The sequence below is a fragment of the Microbacterium meiriae genome (genome assembly GCF_040702565.1).
Lineage (GTDB): Bacteria > Actinomycetota > Actinomycetes > Actinomycetales > Microbacteriaceae > Microbacterium > Microbacterium meiriae.
The window spans coordinates 764,182-779,187 of sequence record NZ_JBFBLJ010000002.1 but is presented as its reverse complement, the minus strand read 5'-3'; the positions used below and the strand labels follow the sequence as shown (position 1 = coordinate 779,187).

Genomic DNA, 15,006 nt, shown 5'->3' with positions numbered 1-15,006 from the left:
CTCGCCCGTGATCTCTGATCTGTGGCCCATATTTGACGCATCGAACTTGAGTTCGACTGTCCTGGCACGAGGCTCACTCTTTCGGGTCCGTGTGGACGTCGGCGCTCGACCGGTTGTGTTTTTTCTTCTTCACTTGCCGTACGACAACGGTGGCGGTGATCACCGCGGCACCGATGACAGCAACGGCGATGATGAGCGGGATCGCGATTGAAGCCACCTCGTTCTCGCCTGCAGATACCACCGGGGCAGGGGTGTCCGCTGCTGGCGGTTCGGTGGTTGGCGCGGTGGAGGGCGACGCCTTTGCCGGTTGGATCCGTGATTGTTCGTTCCCGCATGCTGGTTTGTCCCATCCCAGCCCTGGCTCGCTGCTGGTGGGAGCGTACGTGAACGTGAAGCTCTCGGAGATGGGGTGACCGTCGCTGGAGACGGCGTTCCACAGCACGGTGTAGACGCCCGGTTCTCCGAGTGCGACCGGGGTGGTGAGGATGTTGCGGTCGATGGTGGAGCAGCTGGATTCGTAGAAGAGGCCGTCGGGTCCTTGCACTTGGGCGAAGCTGGCCTGGCTGAAGTCAATGAGTTCCCCGCTGAACGTGAGAGCGACGTCGTCAAGTTGGGTGACGGTTTCGTCTGCCCCGGGCACGGTGTCCAGGAGGTTGTCGTGCGCGAGAGCTGCGGGGGCCGGTGCGGCCACGATTCCCAGTGTGATGAGAGCTAGAAGTGTGCTGGCGAGCCAGCGGGTGCGGTGGGTGGAGGTCACAGGTGCGGGTCCTTTCGTACGGCGGGCACGGGGGTGCTGTCGGTAGGTCGGTTGTTGCGTTTCGTGTGGAGGACGGAGAAGCCGGTGAGGATTGCGAGCATTCCCGCGATCACCAAGGTGGCGGCTCCGGCGAGGGCCTGGTCCTGGAGGGGGGTGGGTCCCCATGTCCGCCCCATGGCGCCAAACCATTCCGCGACGATGAGGTCGGAGCGAGTGATCGTGGCGATGCCGAAGAACGCTGCCACGCCTGTGAGCGCAGTGAGTGAGGCCACACGCCACCGCCCCTCGGGGGTTGTGGACGCGTTCAGGGAAAGCGATCGTATGAAAAGGCACCCGGTGACGAGGAGCTGGCTGATCATCCATTCCGCTCCGAGCTGGTCGTAGAGCGACCAGCGGAACAGGTCGGAGTAGTGGAACAACCACAGCGACGTGGCGAAAAGAGCCGCGGCGACGACGGGGCGCAGAGTAAATCTGGCCAGCGGGCTGTGGGCGGCCCAGAGAAGCCATTCCCGCGGTCCTCGGCTTCCATCGTCCCGTGGATGGATGACCAAGGCTGCGAGGGTGATCGGCGCCGCGAAGACAAGGAGCAAGGGGATCGCGAGGCTGAGGAGAGCGAAGGAGAGGAATCGCATACTGATGAGCGAGTCGTCGTAGGCGGCGAGCGGGCCACTGGTTGTCCACAGAAGCGCACCCATCCCCGCAATCCAGCTGACCGTCCGCCTGGCTGGCCACGGATACCCGCGGCGCCGTGCGCGTTGGACGCCGACGAGGTAGAAGACGATTCCGAAACCCGCGACGAGCACCCAGAGGAGGTCGGGGCTCCACGCCGTGAACCATCTCTGCAGGGTGAGTGCGATCGGGACGGGTGCGTCGGTGAGGATCTCCGCGGCGGTGTTCTGCGGCAGTGTGATCGTATCGGCGGGGGCGGCGGTGCGGGCGAGGGCGGCGGCCGCACCGCTCGCGATACCCATGAAACCGAGTTCGACGCTCACGATCATCCAGAAGGCGCCACGGCCCTCGCTGGCATTTGCGAGGAGTCGACGGCGGTAGGCGGCACCCAGGACGCCCATGACCAGAAGAGCGCCGATCTTTGTGAGAAGGATGAGGCCGTACGGTGAGGCCAAATCCTCCCACCGGCCGAGGGCAGTGAGCGCCCGCGCGTATCCCGAGACGGCGACACCGATGAACGCGATGAGCGCCACCGTCGAGTACCGGCGAAGCACGTTGTCGAGTTCGTGCGGAGAGCTGATCGGTCGCACGACGACGAGCAGGATGAGACCTCCGAGCCATATCGCTGCTGAAATGACGTGCAGGACGAGGGACATGACCGCGGGATCGTGGTTGGCGAGCTCACCCGAATGACCTTGGGTGGCCATGGGTATCAGGCTGATGATCGCAAGCATGGTTGTGATCAGCACCGCACCATAGCTGCGCACAGCGAATGCGAGGACTGTCACGACCGAGGCGAGGATCGCGGTGATAAGCCATGATCGTCCCAGTTCGGTGTCGAGGAGGAAGCGGCCCAGCTGCGCGCCGAACTCAGCGCTCAGGTTCACTTGCGGATTGAATGAGGACAGGAAGGTGAGGTAAGCCACCACCCCGCTTGTGATGGTGAGGGTCGCGGCGCCGGCGGAGGCTATATCGAGCGCGACGGTGAAGGGCTTCCCTGCCGAGGGGAGAGCGAACACCGCCAGTACCAGGGGCCCGAGCATCGCCGCACCGGAGAGATTGACGAACAGTTTCGCGGCCGGGAGTCCCCATCGCACGAGCGCTCCAGGGTCACTGGTGAGTCTTGGTGCAGCTCCTCCACCGATCGCGAGCCCGACGACCACAGCGATGAGTGCGGCGGCAACGAGGAGCGTCGGTCCAGCGATCCGGAGAACAACGGCATTCATGGAGTGGTATCCCCTGTCTCAGTGCCAGGAGCGTCCGGGTCTTCTGTCACAGGCGCCGTGCATTCACCGGTCTTGGTGAGCTGCTGGATCGCCCCGGCAAGAGATTCGAGAACCGCGTCCGCCGACAGGGTGGTGGTGTCCACGTACACCTGGGCAGCTGGCTCTCGGCCGTAGGTTGTGAGCCGCAGATTCGGGGTCTCCTCCTCGTCGACGATCCAATCGACGCCACCCAAGCTGACACATTGCAGGGTGGTGGGGGCCGGGGGCTCCAACCCGCAGGTGAGGAGCACGCTGCTGGGGGTACCCCATGCTGCGGTGGCCTGAGCGTCCGTCCAGACGCGAGCCTGGTCGCCAATTGAGTCCGGTAGTCGTACGGTGACCTCTGCGCACAGCGGGTCGTTCGCGTTTGCTGCGGGCTCGAGGTGGATGGTGGGTGCGCAGCTGGTGAGCACAAGCAGTGCGCACAGCGCCGCGACAGAGGTCAGAATCTTGAGCTTCACAACGTCATCCATCCGTCTTCCTGGGAGTCAGCACGAGTCCGTCGCGGTCGGATCGACATGACGAGCAGCGCTAGTACCGTTCCGATACTGAGCATCCAGTCGAGCCACGGCATCAGCACGACAGCGAGAGTCGTGCCGGTGCGGAGGGGGACCTCGGTGATCTTCGCCGCGGTCGTGTCCACCGCAACCTGCGCCAGCACCTTTCCATCGCGGCCGATGACTTGACTGGTCCCGGTGGTGGAGACGTTCACCGCAGTTCTCCCTGTTTCGAGCGCGCGCATGCGGGCGATGGCCAGCTGTTGGAGGTTCTCGTCGGTGCCTCTGAAGTCCGCGTTGTTGGTTTGAAACACGAACATTTGCGCGCCAGAGGCAGCGCTTTGGTGGATGACGTCGTCGTAGATGACGTCGAAACAGATCGCCAGACCGATGGGCACATCGTCAACGTTCATGAGGGGTGTGTTGGAGCCGGGCGTGTACTCGCGTTGTATCAATCCGATGAGGTCGGGGGCGATGGCTTCGTAGAACCAACGGTCCGGGACGTATTCGCCGAAAGGGACGGGGTTGACCTTGTCGTGGAGCTGCTGCGGCCCGGCGCTGGTCCACAGCATGGAGGTGTTGAACGTGTCGGCTCCGCGGGTGGTTGCCGCATTCACCAGTGCCGGAGTGCCGGCACTCTGCACGAGTCGATCAAGGCGGTCTGCGACGGCGGCATCGCGCAGGGGATCGGCGTCGACGGCCCCTTCTGGCCAGACGAGAAGGTCCATTTCACGCCCCAGGAGAGGAGATGTCGCTTCTTCCTGTGCGCGCAGGATGTCGCCTGGTGTCCTGGTGTCGAAGTAGCCGCTGGGTCCGTTGCCCTGTACCCATCCGACGCGCATCATTCCCGCTTGCTCGGTGGGGAACAGAGGGATGGCTATCGCGGCAACGACGATGACCACGGCCGTTGCTGCTGGCTCCCATCGGCGGAGGATGAGGGCTTCCACGACGCTCGCGCAGACGAGAACGGTCAGGAAGGACAGCCCCGTGGTTCCCACCCATGAAGCGGCTTCCGCGAGCGGGCTCTCGGCGAGGCTGAAACCGACGCGCGCCCATGGGAACCCGGTGTACGGCGTACTCCCCATCAGTGTTTCTCGCAGCATCCATACCCCGGCGACGAGCATGGGAGTGATCGCACGATACGCGTATCCCGCGCGGGTGGTGGTGACCCGATAGGCGAGTGCGATCAGCGCACCGCCGGCACCGAATAGCAGGGATTCCAAGCCAGCCAGCGCGACCCATGGGATGGGTCCCAGAAACCGGGTCACCCATACCAGGTGGGTGAAGTAGAAGGTCGCGCCGTAGACGAGGGAGATCAGGAACGCCCCGGGTAGAGAGCGTCCGCGGAGCGTCCACAGCCCGATGGTTACGCTCACGAACGTTGCGGGCCACCACCCGTTTGCGGGGTAGGCGAGATCCAGCATGCCTCCTGCGATGGCGGACGCGACGATCGCTACGGGAAACGGCACCCCAGCTGGTAGGCGCGCATCGTGCGCTCGGGGGTTCCCGCGCCGTGGTCGAACGGAGAGGGCGTGTCTCACCAATGGGTCAGCGGTCACGGTCATGAGAGCTCAGTTTTTTGAGGTAGGCGTTGTACATGTCGAGGTCGGTGTTCCCGTGCACGTCGGCGTACCGGTCGGCCGCGGCAGCCCGGGCGGTGTCGCTGCGGAACCAGCGATGCATCACGTAGATCAACATCAGCACGGTCGGGGCTTCACCGTAGGACCATGCCAGAGCGCCGGCTAGCTGCTGATCGGCGAGGGGATCGATGCCCAGTGCTTTGGTGGGGGCGACGAATGAGCCGACCAGGATCGTGCTGGCCATCATGAGGAACACCCCGAAGAACGCGTGGAGCGCGGCTTCAGCAAACACGTCCAGTGCACGGGCACCATGACCCAACCTGACCGGCAGCGGATCGGAGGACAGGATGGGGATGGTGAAGAGCATGCCGGCGAGGAGGAATCCGACCTCGAGTGCGACGTGGCCCCCGGGGAGAGCGAGGATGGCATCGGCAGCACCCGCAAGGTAGATGCCGTAGAACGCGAACAGGTACAGCGGGACAGTGGCCCACGGGCTGAGTATCCATTTCGCGGCCGGGCTTCGAAGAGCACTGTGGGCCGCTGTGAGGACTACCCGTCCCGCCCCATGGTGCGGTGTTGATCGCAGAAGAAGGGTTCCGGGTGAGCCGAGGACCAGTAGCGGCGGCACCATCATCATCAGAGTGAGCTGCTGGAACATGAAAACGGACACCAGCGCCTGGCCGTAGGTTTCAACACCCAGACCGGTGACCGCCGCGAGGAGAACGCACCCGAGCAGGAAGCTGACCGTGCGCCACACGGGCCAACGACGCCCGTGCGTCCACAACCGGATCGCGCCGACGAGATACAGCGCAGCGAGGATCCCCGCAACGATCGGTAGCACTGGAAGCGGAATGTCGGCCGGTGCGAGGAACGCCTGCAGAGATGGGGGGCTGTCGGGGATCTCGCCGCTCATACGCATGGTCGTGACAAGAAGATCGCGCAGTTCACTTCCGGATCACCTTGATCGTCGCCCCCGCTGCCAGGAACACCACGGCCGCGATGGGTTGTGCTGTGGTCCACACGACACCGGAGAAGGGGAAGGGCATCACCGGATTCCAGAGCACGGCAATGGCGAGGAAGACCGGGATCCACCACCAGTGGCGTGCCTGGAGCGCAAACCACGCGACGATCAGCCCGAAAATTGAGGCAATGAAGAGGACGAGCGGCGCCCAATTCGCCTGGAAGAGCGCCGGGGCCAGAAACAGGATCGCGGCGGCGACGAGGCTGGGGGCCAGGGCGTTCCGCTGGTAAGTGGAGGGGACGCGTTCTTTGGGACTCATGGGTGAACCGTTTCTTCGGCGGGTACAGGGTCGTCGGGGCGGGACGTGGGGTCTGGCCGGCGACGGCTCGTGCGCAGACCCGCGACGATGAGGAACACGGCACCGATGCCGAGAGCGATATCGGCGAGGTTGCCGATGAACAGGTTCCCGTAGGCGAGGAAATCGGTGACGTGCCCGATCCCGAACGCGGGCGGCGAGAATAAGCGATCGATGAGGTTCCCGATCGCACCGCCCACGATGAAACCGAAACCAACCGCCGACCACACGTTCCGGGCTCGGGTGGCGGCAACGATGAGGACCGCGGTGACAGCGACCCCGATGACGGTGATGACCCATGTGGAGCCTTCCCCGAGCGAGAAGATCGCCCCGGGGTTGAAGGCCAGTTGAAGACCGAGCCAGTCACCGATCAGCGGTATACGCGCATCCTGCCGCAACGTGTTCAGAGCAAGAGTCTTGGTGCCTTGATCGATCAGGATGACGATGGCGGCGACGATGAGCATCACGGCCGACCGGCGGACTCGATCACGCATCGGCGTCTTTCTCCTTAGCTGCAGCATCCTTGGCGGCCTGTGCGCGGTCGCGCTGGTGACGCTGGCGCCCGGCCATAACCACTCCCACAACGCCGATCCCCAGAATCAGTGCCAGACCCGAGAGGAAGAACAGGGGGAGCAGTTCGAAAGCACCGCCACCGGATGCCGTGCCACCGTATGTTTGCGCGGGTCGGGCCGGTTCCGGCTCCTCCGTTGGGGAGGTTTCAGGGGTGGGGCTTGTGGTCGGAGTGCTGGGTTCCGTGTCCGTCGCGGGCGTGACGGTGTACACATACTCCCCGTTGATCGGGTGTCCGTCGGCGGAGACGGTCTTCCAGCGGACGGTGAAGATGCCGGTTGCGGCGTCGGGGGAGAGGTGTTGAGTGATCGAGTCACCGCTCACCGTTGGCGGGTCGACGGCGACGTTTGCTCCGCTTTCATCGATAACCTCGACGACCGTTGCATCGTCACCACCGGTGAGGGCCCCGGTGAACATCAAAGAGATCTCGTCGGGGGAGCCGTTGATGGTCGAGTCGGCGGTGGGGTACGACGAAACGAAGTCGTCGTGAGCGGCCGCCGGAGATGCAGTCCCAAGGACGACGGATGCCGACAACAACAGGGTGGTGAGGACGGCAGCGGTGCGTGCCGAGAGGCGTTTATGCATGGGTGTCGTGCTCTCCGGGGTGGGATTCGGGTTCGATCTGAAAGGTGGAGTGTTCGATGCTCACGGCGAAATGTTCGCTGACGCATTGCTGAAGTGATGTCAGCAGTGCGGCGGAAGCTTCCATCGTGACGGTGTCATCGACCACGACATGGGCGGTGAGCGTGGGGAGGTCGGTCGAGACCTGGGTCGCGTGGAGGTCGTGCACAGCGACCACGTGCGGCAGGGCAAGGATGTGGCGGCGGACATCCTCGAGATCGAGGCCGGCAGGTGTGGACTCCATCAATACCCGGCCGGATGCTCGCAACAGGATGAGGGTGCGGGGGATGATGAGGAGCGCGATCAAGACGCCCGCGACGGCGTCCGCCTGATACCAACCGAAAACGGCGATGAGGATGGCGCTGGCGATGACGCCGACGGAACCGAGGGCATCGTTGACGACCTCGAGGAACGCGGCGCGCATGTTGAGGTTGCGTCCGCGGCCGCTGAACAATACGAGCATGGAGGCGATGTTGGCGACGAGACCGACGATGCCGAAGAACAGCAGACTTCCCGATGCGATCTCAGGGGGCTCGAACAGCCGCCGTACGCCTTCCACGAGCGCGAAGATACCCACCCCGAGCAGCAGAGCTGCTTGAGCGAGCGCACCGAGCACCTCCGTGCGTTGAAGACCGAAGGTGTACCTGGGAGTCGGGGGACGATTCATCAGATGCGCGGCGGTGACGGCCATCGCCAACCCGACGACATCGGTGAGCATGTGCGCCGCATCAACGAGCAGTGCGAGGCTGCCTGTGATAATCGCCCCGATCACTTCGACGATGAAGACCGAAGAGGTGATCGCGAACGCGATGACCAGGCGATTGCGAGGAGTGGCGTCACCAATACCGTGACTGTGCCCTGCTTCTGTCATGGTGCTCCTTACGGCCGTCCAACGATGAGTCGGGCGACGGTCGCCGCATCACGACCCGCCCCAACGAGGGTGTCCGCATCCGCCCGGGAGTAACGGGGCATGCCAACAGTGAACAGTCCCGGGATGCGTGCACTGACGTGCAAAGGCTGACCGGGCGGCTCCGAATCGGGCAGCCATGCGTCTGCCGGCCTGTACCCGGTCGCAAGGATCACGGAATGCGGCTTCACGGACGCCCCATCGGCGAACATCACGGTGTCTCCGTGAACCTCCGTCACGGCGACGGCATGAGTGACGTCTGTCGAAGCTACGCGGGGGCGTGCCTCGGAGAGCGCACCCTTACGTCGCAGCCTCGACCAGATAGGCCGCTCCGACACCCCTGAGGGTTCCGCTCGAGTGGAGAGGGTGACGTCGTGGGAGGACGCGAGCTCCTCAGCAATCTCCACTCCGCTGAATCCGCCGCCAACGATCAACACGTGGCCGGGAGGTATCTGGGCGGGGTAGAGGTACTGGCTGGAATGCAGCACAACACCGGGTACGGCCAATCCCGGGCGCCAGCCCAGTATGCGCGGCACCGCGGCAGCTCCCGTTGCACAGACCACATTTCGGGTTTGCACTTCCCCGGCGGAGGTCGACAGATGCAGCGTGGATCCGTCGCCCAACCGGTTGATTCCAAGAGCACGAGTGCCCCACACGGTCTTCACACCGAGGGCTTTCTCCACCGAAGACAGGTAATCGGACATCTCATCCACACTCGGATGACGGTCTCCATCGCCCGGGAAAGGGAACCCGCGGACGACACTGTGGCGTGCCGCGCTGCGCAGTTTCATCGACTGCCACCGTGTGGCCCAGCTTCGTCGACCGGGGGGTGCAGAATCGATGATCACGAAGTCTTTCTGTGGCTCAAGCCCAGAGGACCTGAGCGCGGCGGCTGTCGCCAATCCGGAGTGCCCGGCACCGACGATGATGACTCGACGGTGCGATAGCGAACGCGCCATCATTCAGCACCGTTCACGGCGGCTTCAATGCTGTCCTCCAGATCGGTCCACGTTTCCAGCACGACAGGCTCCCCATCGATGAAGAACGAGGGGGTACTGCTGACACCGAGCTGCTCACCCTCGTCGAGATCGAATTGAACCCGTTCCGCTGTCGCCGGATCAGCGACCGCATCATCGAACGCGGCCATGTCCAATCCGAGTTCCTCCGCAAACCCCCGGAACAGGTCCGCACGAGACTCTTGAGCCTCACCCCATTGAGACTGCGTCTCGAACAGGCGGTGATACATGTCTTCGAGCCGTCCCTGCTGCGCTGCGGCTTCGGCAGCGATTGCGGCGTTCTTTGAGTTGAGGTGACCAGGCAGCGGGAAGTAGCGGATCACGTAGGTGATCTCGCCATCGAACTTGCCGCGGAGATCCTCGACGAGGGGATAGAAAGCACCGCAGGCCTCGCACTCGAAATCGAGGAACTCGACCACCGTCACCGCCCCTTCTCCTCCGTCATCGAGGACGTGCGAGTTCTCACGGACGACTTGTGGACCGTCAGCGGTCCCCGTCTCGGGTGCGGCAGCTTGATTCTGATTAATCAGGACGAAGACCAGTGCGACGACCAGCAACACCACGGCGAGAGACACGGTGACAAGTACCGCTTTCACGGAAGATTTCATAACACTCCAGACACACACAACGAACGGGGACGACCAGTGGAGCGCCATCGAAGAGATGGCGCCGCCGGAGTCAGGTCCGCGACAGAGAAAGCTGTGTGAGAGAAGGAGGCAATGCGAACAGGCGCCCCGTCATAGCTGCCAGTGATGGTGCGCGCGGCAAACGTTCGCGAATGTGAGAAGAGGGGACGTGACGGCGGAAGTTCCGCGTGACGATGAGCACCAAGAAGCAGCAGATGATACCCAAGAGGCACCCGGCAACGCCGATCACGATGTCGTTCGCGCTATCCCCGGCCAGGAATTGTTCCGCGGTCGCGCCGACAACGCTTTCACCCGAACCCGCCGAAAAATGACCAGCAGAAGGCGTCCCTAGTGACGACGAGGATGTGGTGCTCAGATACGGAGTCGCATCTGTCGCATCACGATGGCCGCCCGGCCACGCTCCAACAACGAGAAGAAGCGCCAGCCCGAGGGCTGTAATGATCTTCGTTATCAGGAACTCGTCGGCTCGGCTAACGCATTTGTGAGCGCGACCGTGGACGACCATGACCTCAGGATGGTACCAGCCCGACCAATCAAGTCTTCTTGCGAGCCCCAGAGCCACGCACCCGCTCTACCGGCGAAGCGAGGAAGACTTGGGACGTCCGCTGAGCCAGCCCATCACCCATTCAACTGGGCCAGTTCCAACGAACCGCCACCACAACCAACCCACCACGATCATGCCCGGAACGATCACCAGCCAGCCCAAGTAGAAGTTCTCGGCAGGGCGGCCATACGCGTTACTCCAAAATGCGATGAGACTGCCGTGCAGCAAGTACAGAGACAACGCCACCTGACCGCAGGCGCACAAGGGAACAAAGACAGCACCCCAAAAACGTTCTGCGTGCTCCCGCCGCACCGTAGCCCCCAGCACAACGCAGACGTAGACGGCGAACACCAAGCCAATATCCCTCAGAGAGTCCAGGTAGTCCCCCGATAACACCGTGCCGAAGCGCTGCCCGAAACCCCAGGCAAGATACGCCAACAGCGCCACAGCCGCCATGATCCACAACAAGCGATCGCGTTTCAAGCCGTGACGGATCAACAGGGCACCGATGAGGAACACCGGCAACAGGTTGACCACCCGATACTGAGGGCCCAGGAACATCCAGGTCGTGACCTCACGCACGGGCGGCGGCGCGGTGTAGACCCAAATCCAGGTGCGTGCGACGCTCAGCAATGGCTGACTGGCCAGGACAAGGACCGCTGTCGCGGCAATCACGACCGAGCTGCGCAGGAGTAGAAGGGGCGCGCCGATGATGATCAGCAGCCCGAGATAGCTCAGGATGACCGCCAGCCAGGAGCCCCACGTGGCCATCCAAACACCCAGGACGATGAGGAACAGGCCACGCAGAGTCTGTTGCAGCAACGTCACCCCCACAGCGCCGCCGCGTCTCCACACAAGCTCCGCCGACATGCCCATGACAAGAGCGAAGAGCGGCGACGCGACACTACTGAAGTTCGCCGTGACGAATTGCACCGCCCACGGTGCGTTCGGCACGAAAGGAGCCGCGTGCGCGATGAGCATCGCGACAATCGCGAACCCGCGGAGCGCGTCCGGAACCAGAAGACGGCTCATGTCAGAGACGCGTCGAGCTCGCCTGTGCATTCTGGGCGGCAGCGTTCTTTCGGGCTCGAAGACCATGCCCTGAGGGCATTGGCTTGACCGCATAGGAAATAGGTCAGCGGAGACTGTATAGTTCAGCTTATGCTGACCATTGCTTCTCGTCTCGACGTCATGAACCGGCTCGGCCGCGCCATGGCTGATCCTACGCGTTCTCGGATTCTCATGACTCTGCTCGGTGGCCCGAGCTACCCCGCAGTCCTGTCCCGTGAGCTAGAGCTGACGCGCTCCAACGTGTCGAACCATCTCACCTGCCTGCGTGACTGCGGGATCGTTGTCGCCGAGCCTGAGGGCCGCCAAACCCGCTACGAGATCGCCGACCCGCATCTTGCGGCTGCGCTCGTCGCGCTCGTGGACGTGACACTGGCGGTCGATGAGCACGCGCCCTGCGTGGACTCAGCGTGCATGGTGGCTGGCTGCTGTGGGACGGGGGCTGACGCGTGAGCGAGGCGTGTGGCTGCGAGCACGAGCCTGCCGCGACGGCAGGCGAAGAGATCGAAGAGGCCGAGCGGCCCTGGTGGAGAGACCGCGGGGTCATGGTGCCGGTGTTCTCCGGCGTTGCGTTCCTGGCCGGTCTGATCTTCGAGTGGTCCGGGCTCGAGATCCCGGCACTGGTGCTGTTCTGGGTCGGACTGCTGCTGGGCGCATCGACGTTCACGCCCGGCGCGATCCGGAAACTGTTCAAGGGCAAGCTCGGCATCGGGCTGCTGATGACGATCAGCGCGATCGGTGCCGTCATCCTCGGGTACGTGGAGGAGGCTGCAGCTCTGGCGTTCTTGTACTCGATCGCGGAGGCGCTTGAGGACAAGGCGATGGACCGCGCCCGCGGCGGACTGAGGGCACTACTGAAGCTCGTGCCGGAAACAGCGACCGTGCTTCAGAGCGGTGTCTCCGCGCAGGTGCCGGCGAAAGAGTTGACGGTCGGCCAGGTCATGGTGGTCCGCCCGGGTGAGCGGATCGCGACTGATGGGGTCGTGCGTTCTGGTCGCTCCAGCCTGGATACCTCGGCGATCACCGGGGAGTCGATCCCGGTCGAAGTTGAGCCCGGGAATGCGGTGTCGGCCGGTGCGATCAACAGCGCCGGTGTCCTGGAAGTCGAGGCGACCGCTGCGGGCACCGATAACTCGCTCACGACGATCGTGGAGCTGGTAGAGAAAGCGCAGACCGAGAAGGGCGAGCGTGCCCGTCTGGCGGACAGGATCGCCCGCCCGCTCGTACCCGGAGTACTGATCCTCGCTGCGCTCGTCGCGATCATCGGGTCGCTGCTGGGCGACCCGGAGGTGTGGATCACTCGCGCACTCGTCGTGCTGGTCGCCGCTTCTCCGTGTGCGCTGGCAATCTCGGTTCCGCTGACGGTCGTCGCGGCGATCGGTGCGGCGAGCAAGTTCGGCGTGATCATCAAGTCCGGCGCCGTTTTCGAGCGCTTCGGCACGGTCCGCCACGTTGCCGTCGACAAGACCGGCACCCTCACCCGCAACGAACCGGCGGTCACCGCCGTGCTCACCACAGATGGCGTTACGGAGGCTCAGGCGCTGGCGTGGGCGGCCGCGTTGGAGCAGCACAGCACCCATCCTCTCGCCTCAGCGATCACTGCCGCAGCCCCGGGGACACCGGGAGCTGCAGATGTGACCGAGCAGGCCGGGCACGGCATCGACGGCACCGTCGACGGATCGAGAATCACCGTCGGCAGTCCCCGCTGGCTGAACGCCGGCGACCTCGCGGAGCGGGTCGGCGAGTTGGAAGAGCAGGGCATGACCGTCGTGATCGTCCACCGCGACGGGTCACCGGTCGCCGCGATCGGCGTTCGGGACGAGCTGCGCCCGGAAGTCCCCGAGGTCGTCCGGACACTCACCGGCCAGGGCGTCGGGGTGACGATGCTCACCGGCGACAACGCCCGGACCGCTCGTGCACTGGCGGCACAGGCAGGGATCAGCGACGTGCGCGCGGAGCTGCGCCCGGAGGACAAGGCGACCGCGATCGGGGAACTGTCGACGGCGGGACCGGTCGCGATGATCGGCGACGGCATTAACGATGCCCCGGCCCTCGCTGGCGCGGACATCGGTATCGCGATGGGCGCGACCGGCTCCGACGCAGCGATCGAATCCGCCGACGTGGCCTTCACCGGCCATGATCTGCGCCTCATCCCGCGGGCGTTCGACCACGCCCGGCGCGGTCGACGGATCATCAACCAGAACATCGTCCTGTCGCTGCTGATTATCACCGCACTGCTCCCGCTCGCGCTCTTTGGCGTGCTGGGGCTCGCCGCGGTCGTCCTGGTCCACGAGGTTGCGGAGGTCATCGTGATCCTCAATGGTCTGCGTGCCGCCCGCACCCGCACGCCACGGTTGGGAAGCTGATGCTCGCCACCATCGGTTCAGCGATCGGCCTGTTCGCGGCGACCAACATCGACGACATCGTCGTGCTTACCGTGCTGTTCCTCGCTTCCAGTCGAGGGAAGCCCCGGCCGTGGCAGATCGTCGCGGGCCAGTATCTCGGGTTCATCACCCTCGTCGTGATCAGCGTGATCGCCGCTCTCGGTCTCACCATCGTTCCGGACGAATGGGTCGGTTTCCTGGGTCTGATCCCGCTCGGCATCGGCATCTGGACGCTCATTCGCGGCCTGCGCCGTAACGGCGATGACGATGATGACGACTCCAAGATCACCGCGGTCGGACTATGGGGTGTCGCGGGTATCACGATCGCCAACGGGGCCGACAACATCTCCCTCTACACGCCGATCTTCCGCACCAGCGCCCCCAGCGACGTCGCGATCATGATCGTCGTGTTCCTGGTCCTCGTCGCGGTCTGGTGCGCGGCCGGCCGGCTGATCGGCACCAACAAGGCTGTCACCGAGGGGCTGGAGCGCGTCGAGCACTGGCTCGTACCGGCCGTGTTCATCGGCCTGGGCCTGTTCATCCTGATCGAATCTGGGGTCATCGTCCGTCTGATCGAGGTGCTCGCATGACCTCCTCCCAGGCAGAGGCTCATCCGCCCGCTGCGAGCAAGCTGTCGTCGACCCGGCGGCGGCAGCTCACTGGTGGAGCGCTCTTGATCGCCGTGGTCGTCGTGCTGATCGATCAGGGAACCAAGGTGTGGGCCGAAGCGACCCTCACCGAGCGTGAGCGCATCCCGCTGATCGGTGACCTGCTGGGTTTGCAGCTCGCCTATAACCCCGGAGCGGCATTCTCCTTCGGGGAAGGCTTCACCTGGGTGTTCGCACTGCTCGCTGTCGCAGCCACCATCACAGCGATCGTGTTCGCGTTCCGAGTGCAACGCGTGGGATGGGCGATCGTCATCGGCGCGCTCGGCGGCGCTGCCGCCTCACACGCAGGCGACCGCCTCTTCCGCGACCCCGGATTCGCCCGGGGGCACGTCGTAGACTTCCTCGCCTACGGCAACTGGTTCATCGGGAACATCGCCGACATCGTGATCTTCGCCGCAGCGATCACCGGAGCAGTTTTCATGATCCGCACAGGCGATGAGACCACCGAGTGAGATCCGTTGTGCGGTGGTGGGATATCCGTCAACTGGCTCTCTACA

General features: G+C 64.3%; 17 protein-coding genes. 4 read left to right on the top strand and 13 right to left on the bottom strand.

The window, feature by feature from the left end; translation table 11 throughout:
- Positions 1–73 precede the first annotated feature (73 nt).
- From AB0310_RS11185 to AB0310_RS11125, 13 genes are all read right to left on the bottom strand, one after another.
- The gene (locus AB0310_RS11185) at positions 74–757 is read right to left on the bottom strand and encodes a copper resistance CopC family protein (protein WP_168429240.1); all 684 of its coding nucleotides are present in this window, start codon (positions 755–757) and stop codon (positions 74–76) included.
- Entirely contained in the window at positions 754–2,652 is a 1,899-nt protein-coding gene (locus AB0310_RS11180; protein ID WP_058631459.1) for a bifunctional copper resistance protein CopD/cytochrome c oxidase assembly protein, read from the bottom strand. The genes AB0310_RS11185 and AB0310_RS11180 overlap by 4 nt, the downstream gene beginning before the upstream one ends.
- Complete coding sequence (locus AB0310_RS11175; RefSeq protein WP_058631458.1) at positions 2,649–3,164, bottom strand: DUF3515 family protein; 516 nt, start codon at positions 3,162–3,164, stop codon at positions 2,649–2,651. The genes AB0310_RS11180 and AB0310_RS11175 overlap by 4 nt, the downstream gene beginning before the upstream one ends.
- Positions 3,149–4,612: an apolipoprotein N-acyltransferase gene (gene lnt / locus AB0310_RS11170; RefSeq protein ID WP_232762584.1), complete on the bottom strand. Its 1,464-nt coding sequence runs from the start codon at positions 4,610–4,612 to the stop codon at positions 3,149–3,151. The genes AB0310_RS11175 and lnt overlap by 16 nt, the downstream gene beginning before the upstream one ends.
- A 124-nt stretch (positions 4,613–4,736) precedes the next feature.
- On the bottom strand, positions 4,737–5,687 hold the full coding sequence (locus tag AB0310_RS11165) for a cytochrome c oxidase assembly protein (RefSeq protein ID WP_058631457.1): 951 nt from the start codon (positions 5,685–5,687) through the stop codon (positions 4,737–4,739).
- Positions 5,688–5,712: 25 nt separating this feature from the next.
- Positions 5,713–6,048 carry a DUF6804 family protein gene (locus AB0310_RS11160; protein ID WP_045278974.1) on the bottom strand — a complete coding sequence of 112 codons (336 nt, stop codon included), beginning with the start codon at positions 6,046–6,048 and terminating at the stop codon, positions 5,713–5,715.
- Positions 6,045–6,548 carry a signal peptidase II gene (gene lspA / locus AB0310_RS11155; RefSeq protein WP_240747075.1) on the bottom strand — a complete coding sequence of 168 codons (504 nt, stop codon included), beginning with the start codon at positions 6,546–6,548 and terminating at the stop codon, positions 6,045–6,047. Before lspA ends, AB0310_RS11160 begins: the two co-directional genes overlap by 4 nt.
- A gap of 22 nt (positions 6,549–6,570) precedes the next feature.
- Positions 6,571–7,239 (bottom strand): copper resistance CopC family protein, encoded by a 669-nt coding sequence (locus AB0310_RS11150; protein WP_058631455.1) that lies wholly within the window; start codon positions 7,237–7,239, stop codon positions 6,571–6,573.
- On the bottom strand, positions 7,232–8,146 hold the full coding sequence (locus AB0310_RS11145; RefSeq protein WP_058631454.1) for a cation diffusion facilitator family transporter: 915 nt from the start codon (positions 8,144–8,146) through the stop codon (positions 7,232–7,234). Before AB0310_RS11145 ends, AB0310_RS11150 begins: the two co-directional genes overlap by 8 nt.
- 8 nt (positions 8,147–8,154) lie before the next feature.
- The gene (locus tag AB0310_RS11140) at positions 8,155–9,141 is read right to left on the bottom strand and encodes an NAD(P)-binding domain-containing protein (RefSeq protein ID WP_268777283.1); all 987 of its coding nucleotides are present in this window, start codon (positions 9,139–9,141) and stop codon (positions 8,155–8,157) included.
- A complete protein-coding gene (locus AB0310_RS11135; protein WP_058631453.1) occupies positions 9,141–9,806 on the bottom strand; it encodes a DsbA family protein in 666 nt (221 codons plus the stop codon). The genes AB0310_RS11140 and AB0310_RS11135 overlap by 1 nt, the downstream gene beginning before the upstream one ends.
- Positions 9,807–9,876: 70 nt before the next feature.
- Entirely contained in the window at positions 9,877–10,407 is a 531-nt protein-coding gene (locus AB0310_RS11130; protein ID WP_136054586.1) for a hypothetical protein, read from the bottom strand.
- Positions 10,408–10,416: 9 nt separating this feature from the next.
- Positions 10,417–11,421, bottom strand: a complete 1,005-nt coding sequence (locus tag AB0310_RS11125) for an acyltransferase family protein (RefSeq protein WP_058631452.1) — start codon at positions 11,419–11,421, stop codon at positions 10,417–10,419.
- 129 nt (positions 11,422–11,550) lie between these two features.
- Here AB0310_RS11125 and cmtR point away from each other — a divergent pair, with 129 nt between their 5' ends.
- From cmtR to AB0310_RS11105, 4 genes are read left to right on the top strand one after another with little or no spacing between them, the layout of a single operon-like run.
- The gene (gene cmtR, locus AB0310_RS11120; RefSeq protein ID WP_058631451.1) at positions 11,551–11,910 is read left to right on the top strand and encodes a Cd(II)/Pb(II)-sensing metalloregulatory transcriptional regulator CmtR; all 360 of its coding nucleotides are present in this window, start codon (positions 11,551–11,553) and stop codon (positions 11,908–11,910) included.
- A complete protein-coding gene (locus AB0310_RS11115; protein WP_058631450.1) occupies positions 11,907–13,823 on the top strand; it encodes a heavy metal translocating P-type ATPase in 1,917 nt (638 codons plus the stop codon). Before cmtR ends, AB0310_RS11115 begins: the two co-directional genes overlap by 4 nt.
- A complete protein-coding gene (locus AB0310_RS11110) occupies positions 13,823–14,431 on the top strand; it encodes a cadmium resistance transporter (RefSeq protein ID WP_058631449.1) in 609 nt (202 codons plus the stop codon). Before AB0310_RS11115 ends, AB0310_RS11110 begins: the two co-directional genes overlap by 1 nt.
- Entirely contained in the window at positions 14,428–14,961 is a 534-nt protein-coding gene (locus AB0310_RS11105) for a signal peptidase II (protein ID WP_227751395.1), read from the top strand. The genes AB0310_RS11110 and AB0310_RS11105 overlap by 4 nt, the downstream gene beginning before the upstream one ends.
- Positions 14,962–15,006 lie beyond the last annotated feature (45 nt).

Excerpts from the sequence above, each read along its gene's own strand:
- AB0310_RS11140 (WP_268777283.1), bottom strand. The coding sequence starts at position 9,141 with ATGGCGCGTTCGCTATCGCACCGTCGAGTCATCATCGTCGGTGCCGGG.
- AB0310_RS11175 (WP_058631458.1), bottom strand. The coding sequence starts at position 3,164 with ATGGATGACGTTGTGAAGCTCAAGATTCTGACCTCTGTCGCGGCGCTG.
- AB0310_RS11105 (WP_227751395.1), top strand. The coding sequence starts at position 14,428 with ATGACCTCCTCCCAGGCAGAGGCTCATCCGCCCGCTGCGAGCAAGCTG.
- lnt (WP_232762584.1), bottom strand. The coding sequence starts at position 4,612 with ATGCTGGATCTCGCCTACCCCGCAAACGGGTGGTGGCCCGCAACGTTC.
- AB0310_RS11145 (WP_058631454.1), bottom strand. The coding sequence starts at position 8,146 with ATGACAGAAGCAGGGCACAGTCACGGTATTGGTGACGCCACTCCTCGC.
- AB0310_RS11135 (WP_058631453.1), bottom strand. The coding sequence starts at position 9,806 with ATGAAATCTTCCGTGAAAGCGGTACTTGTCACCGTGTCTCTCGCCGTG.
- AB0310_RS11165 (WP_058631457.1), bottom strand. The coding sequence starts at position 5,687 with ATGCGTATGAGCGGCGAGATCCCCGACAGCCCCCCATCTCTGCAGGCG.
- AB0310_RS11125 (WP_058631452.1), bottom strand. The coding sequence starts at position 11,421 with ATGAGCCGTCTTCTGGTTCCGGACGCGCTCCGCGGGTTCGCGATTGTC.
- AB0310_RS11160 (WP_045278974.1), bottom strand. The coding sequence starts at position 6,048 with ATGAGTCCCAAAGAACGCGTCCCCTCCACTTACCAGCGGAACGCCCTG.
- AB0310_RS11110 (WP_058631449.1), top strand. The coding sequence starts at position 13,823 with ATGCTCGCCACCATCGGTTCAGCGATCGGCCTGTTCGCGGCGACCAAC.
- AB0310_RS11180 (WP_058631459.1), bottom strand. The coding sequence starts at position 2,652 with ATGAATGCCGTTGTTCTCCGGATCGCTGGACCGACGCTCCTCGTTGCC.
- cmtR (WP_058631451.1), top strand. The coding sequence starts at position 11,551 with ATGCTGACCATTGCTTCTCGTCTCGACGTCATGAACCGGCTCGGCCGC.
- AB0310_RS11150 (WP_058631455.1), bottom strand. The coding sequence starts at position 7,239 with ATGCATAAACGCCTCTCGGCACGCACCGCTGCCGTCCTCACCACCCTG.
- lspA (WP_240747075.1), bottom strand. The coding sequence starts at position 6,548 with ATGCTCATCGTCGCCGCCATCGTCATCCTGATCGATCAAGGCACCAAG.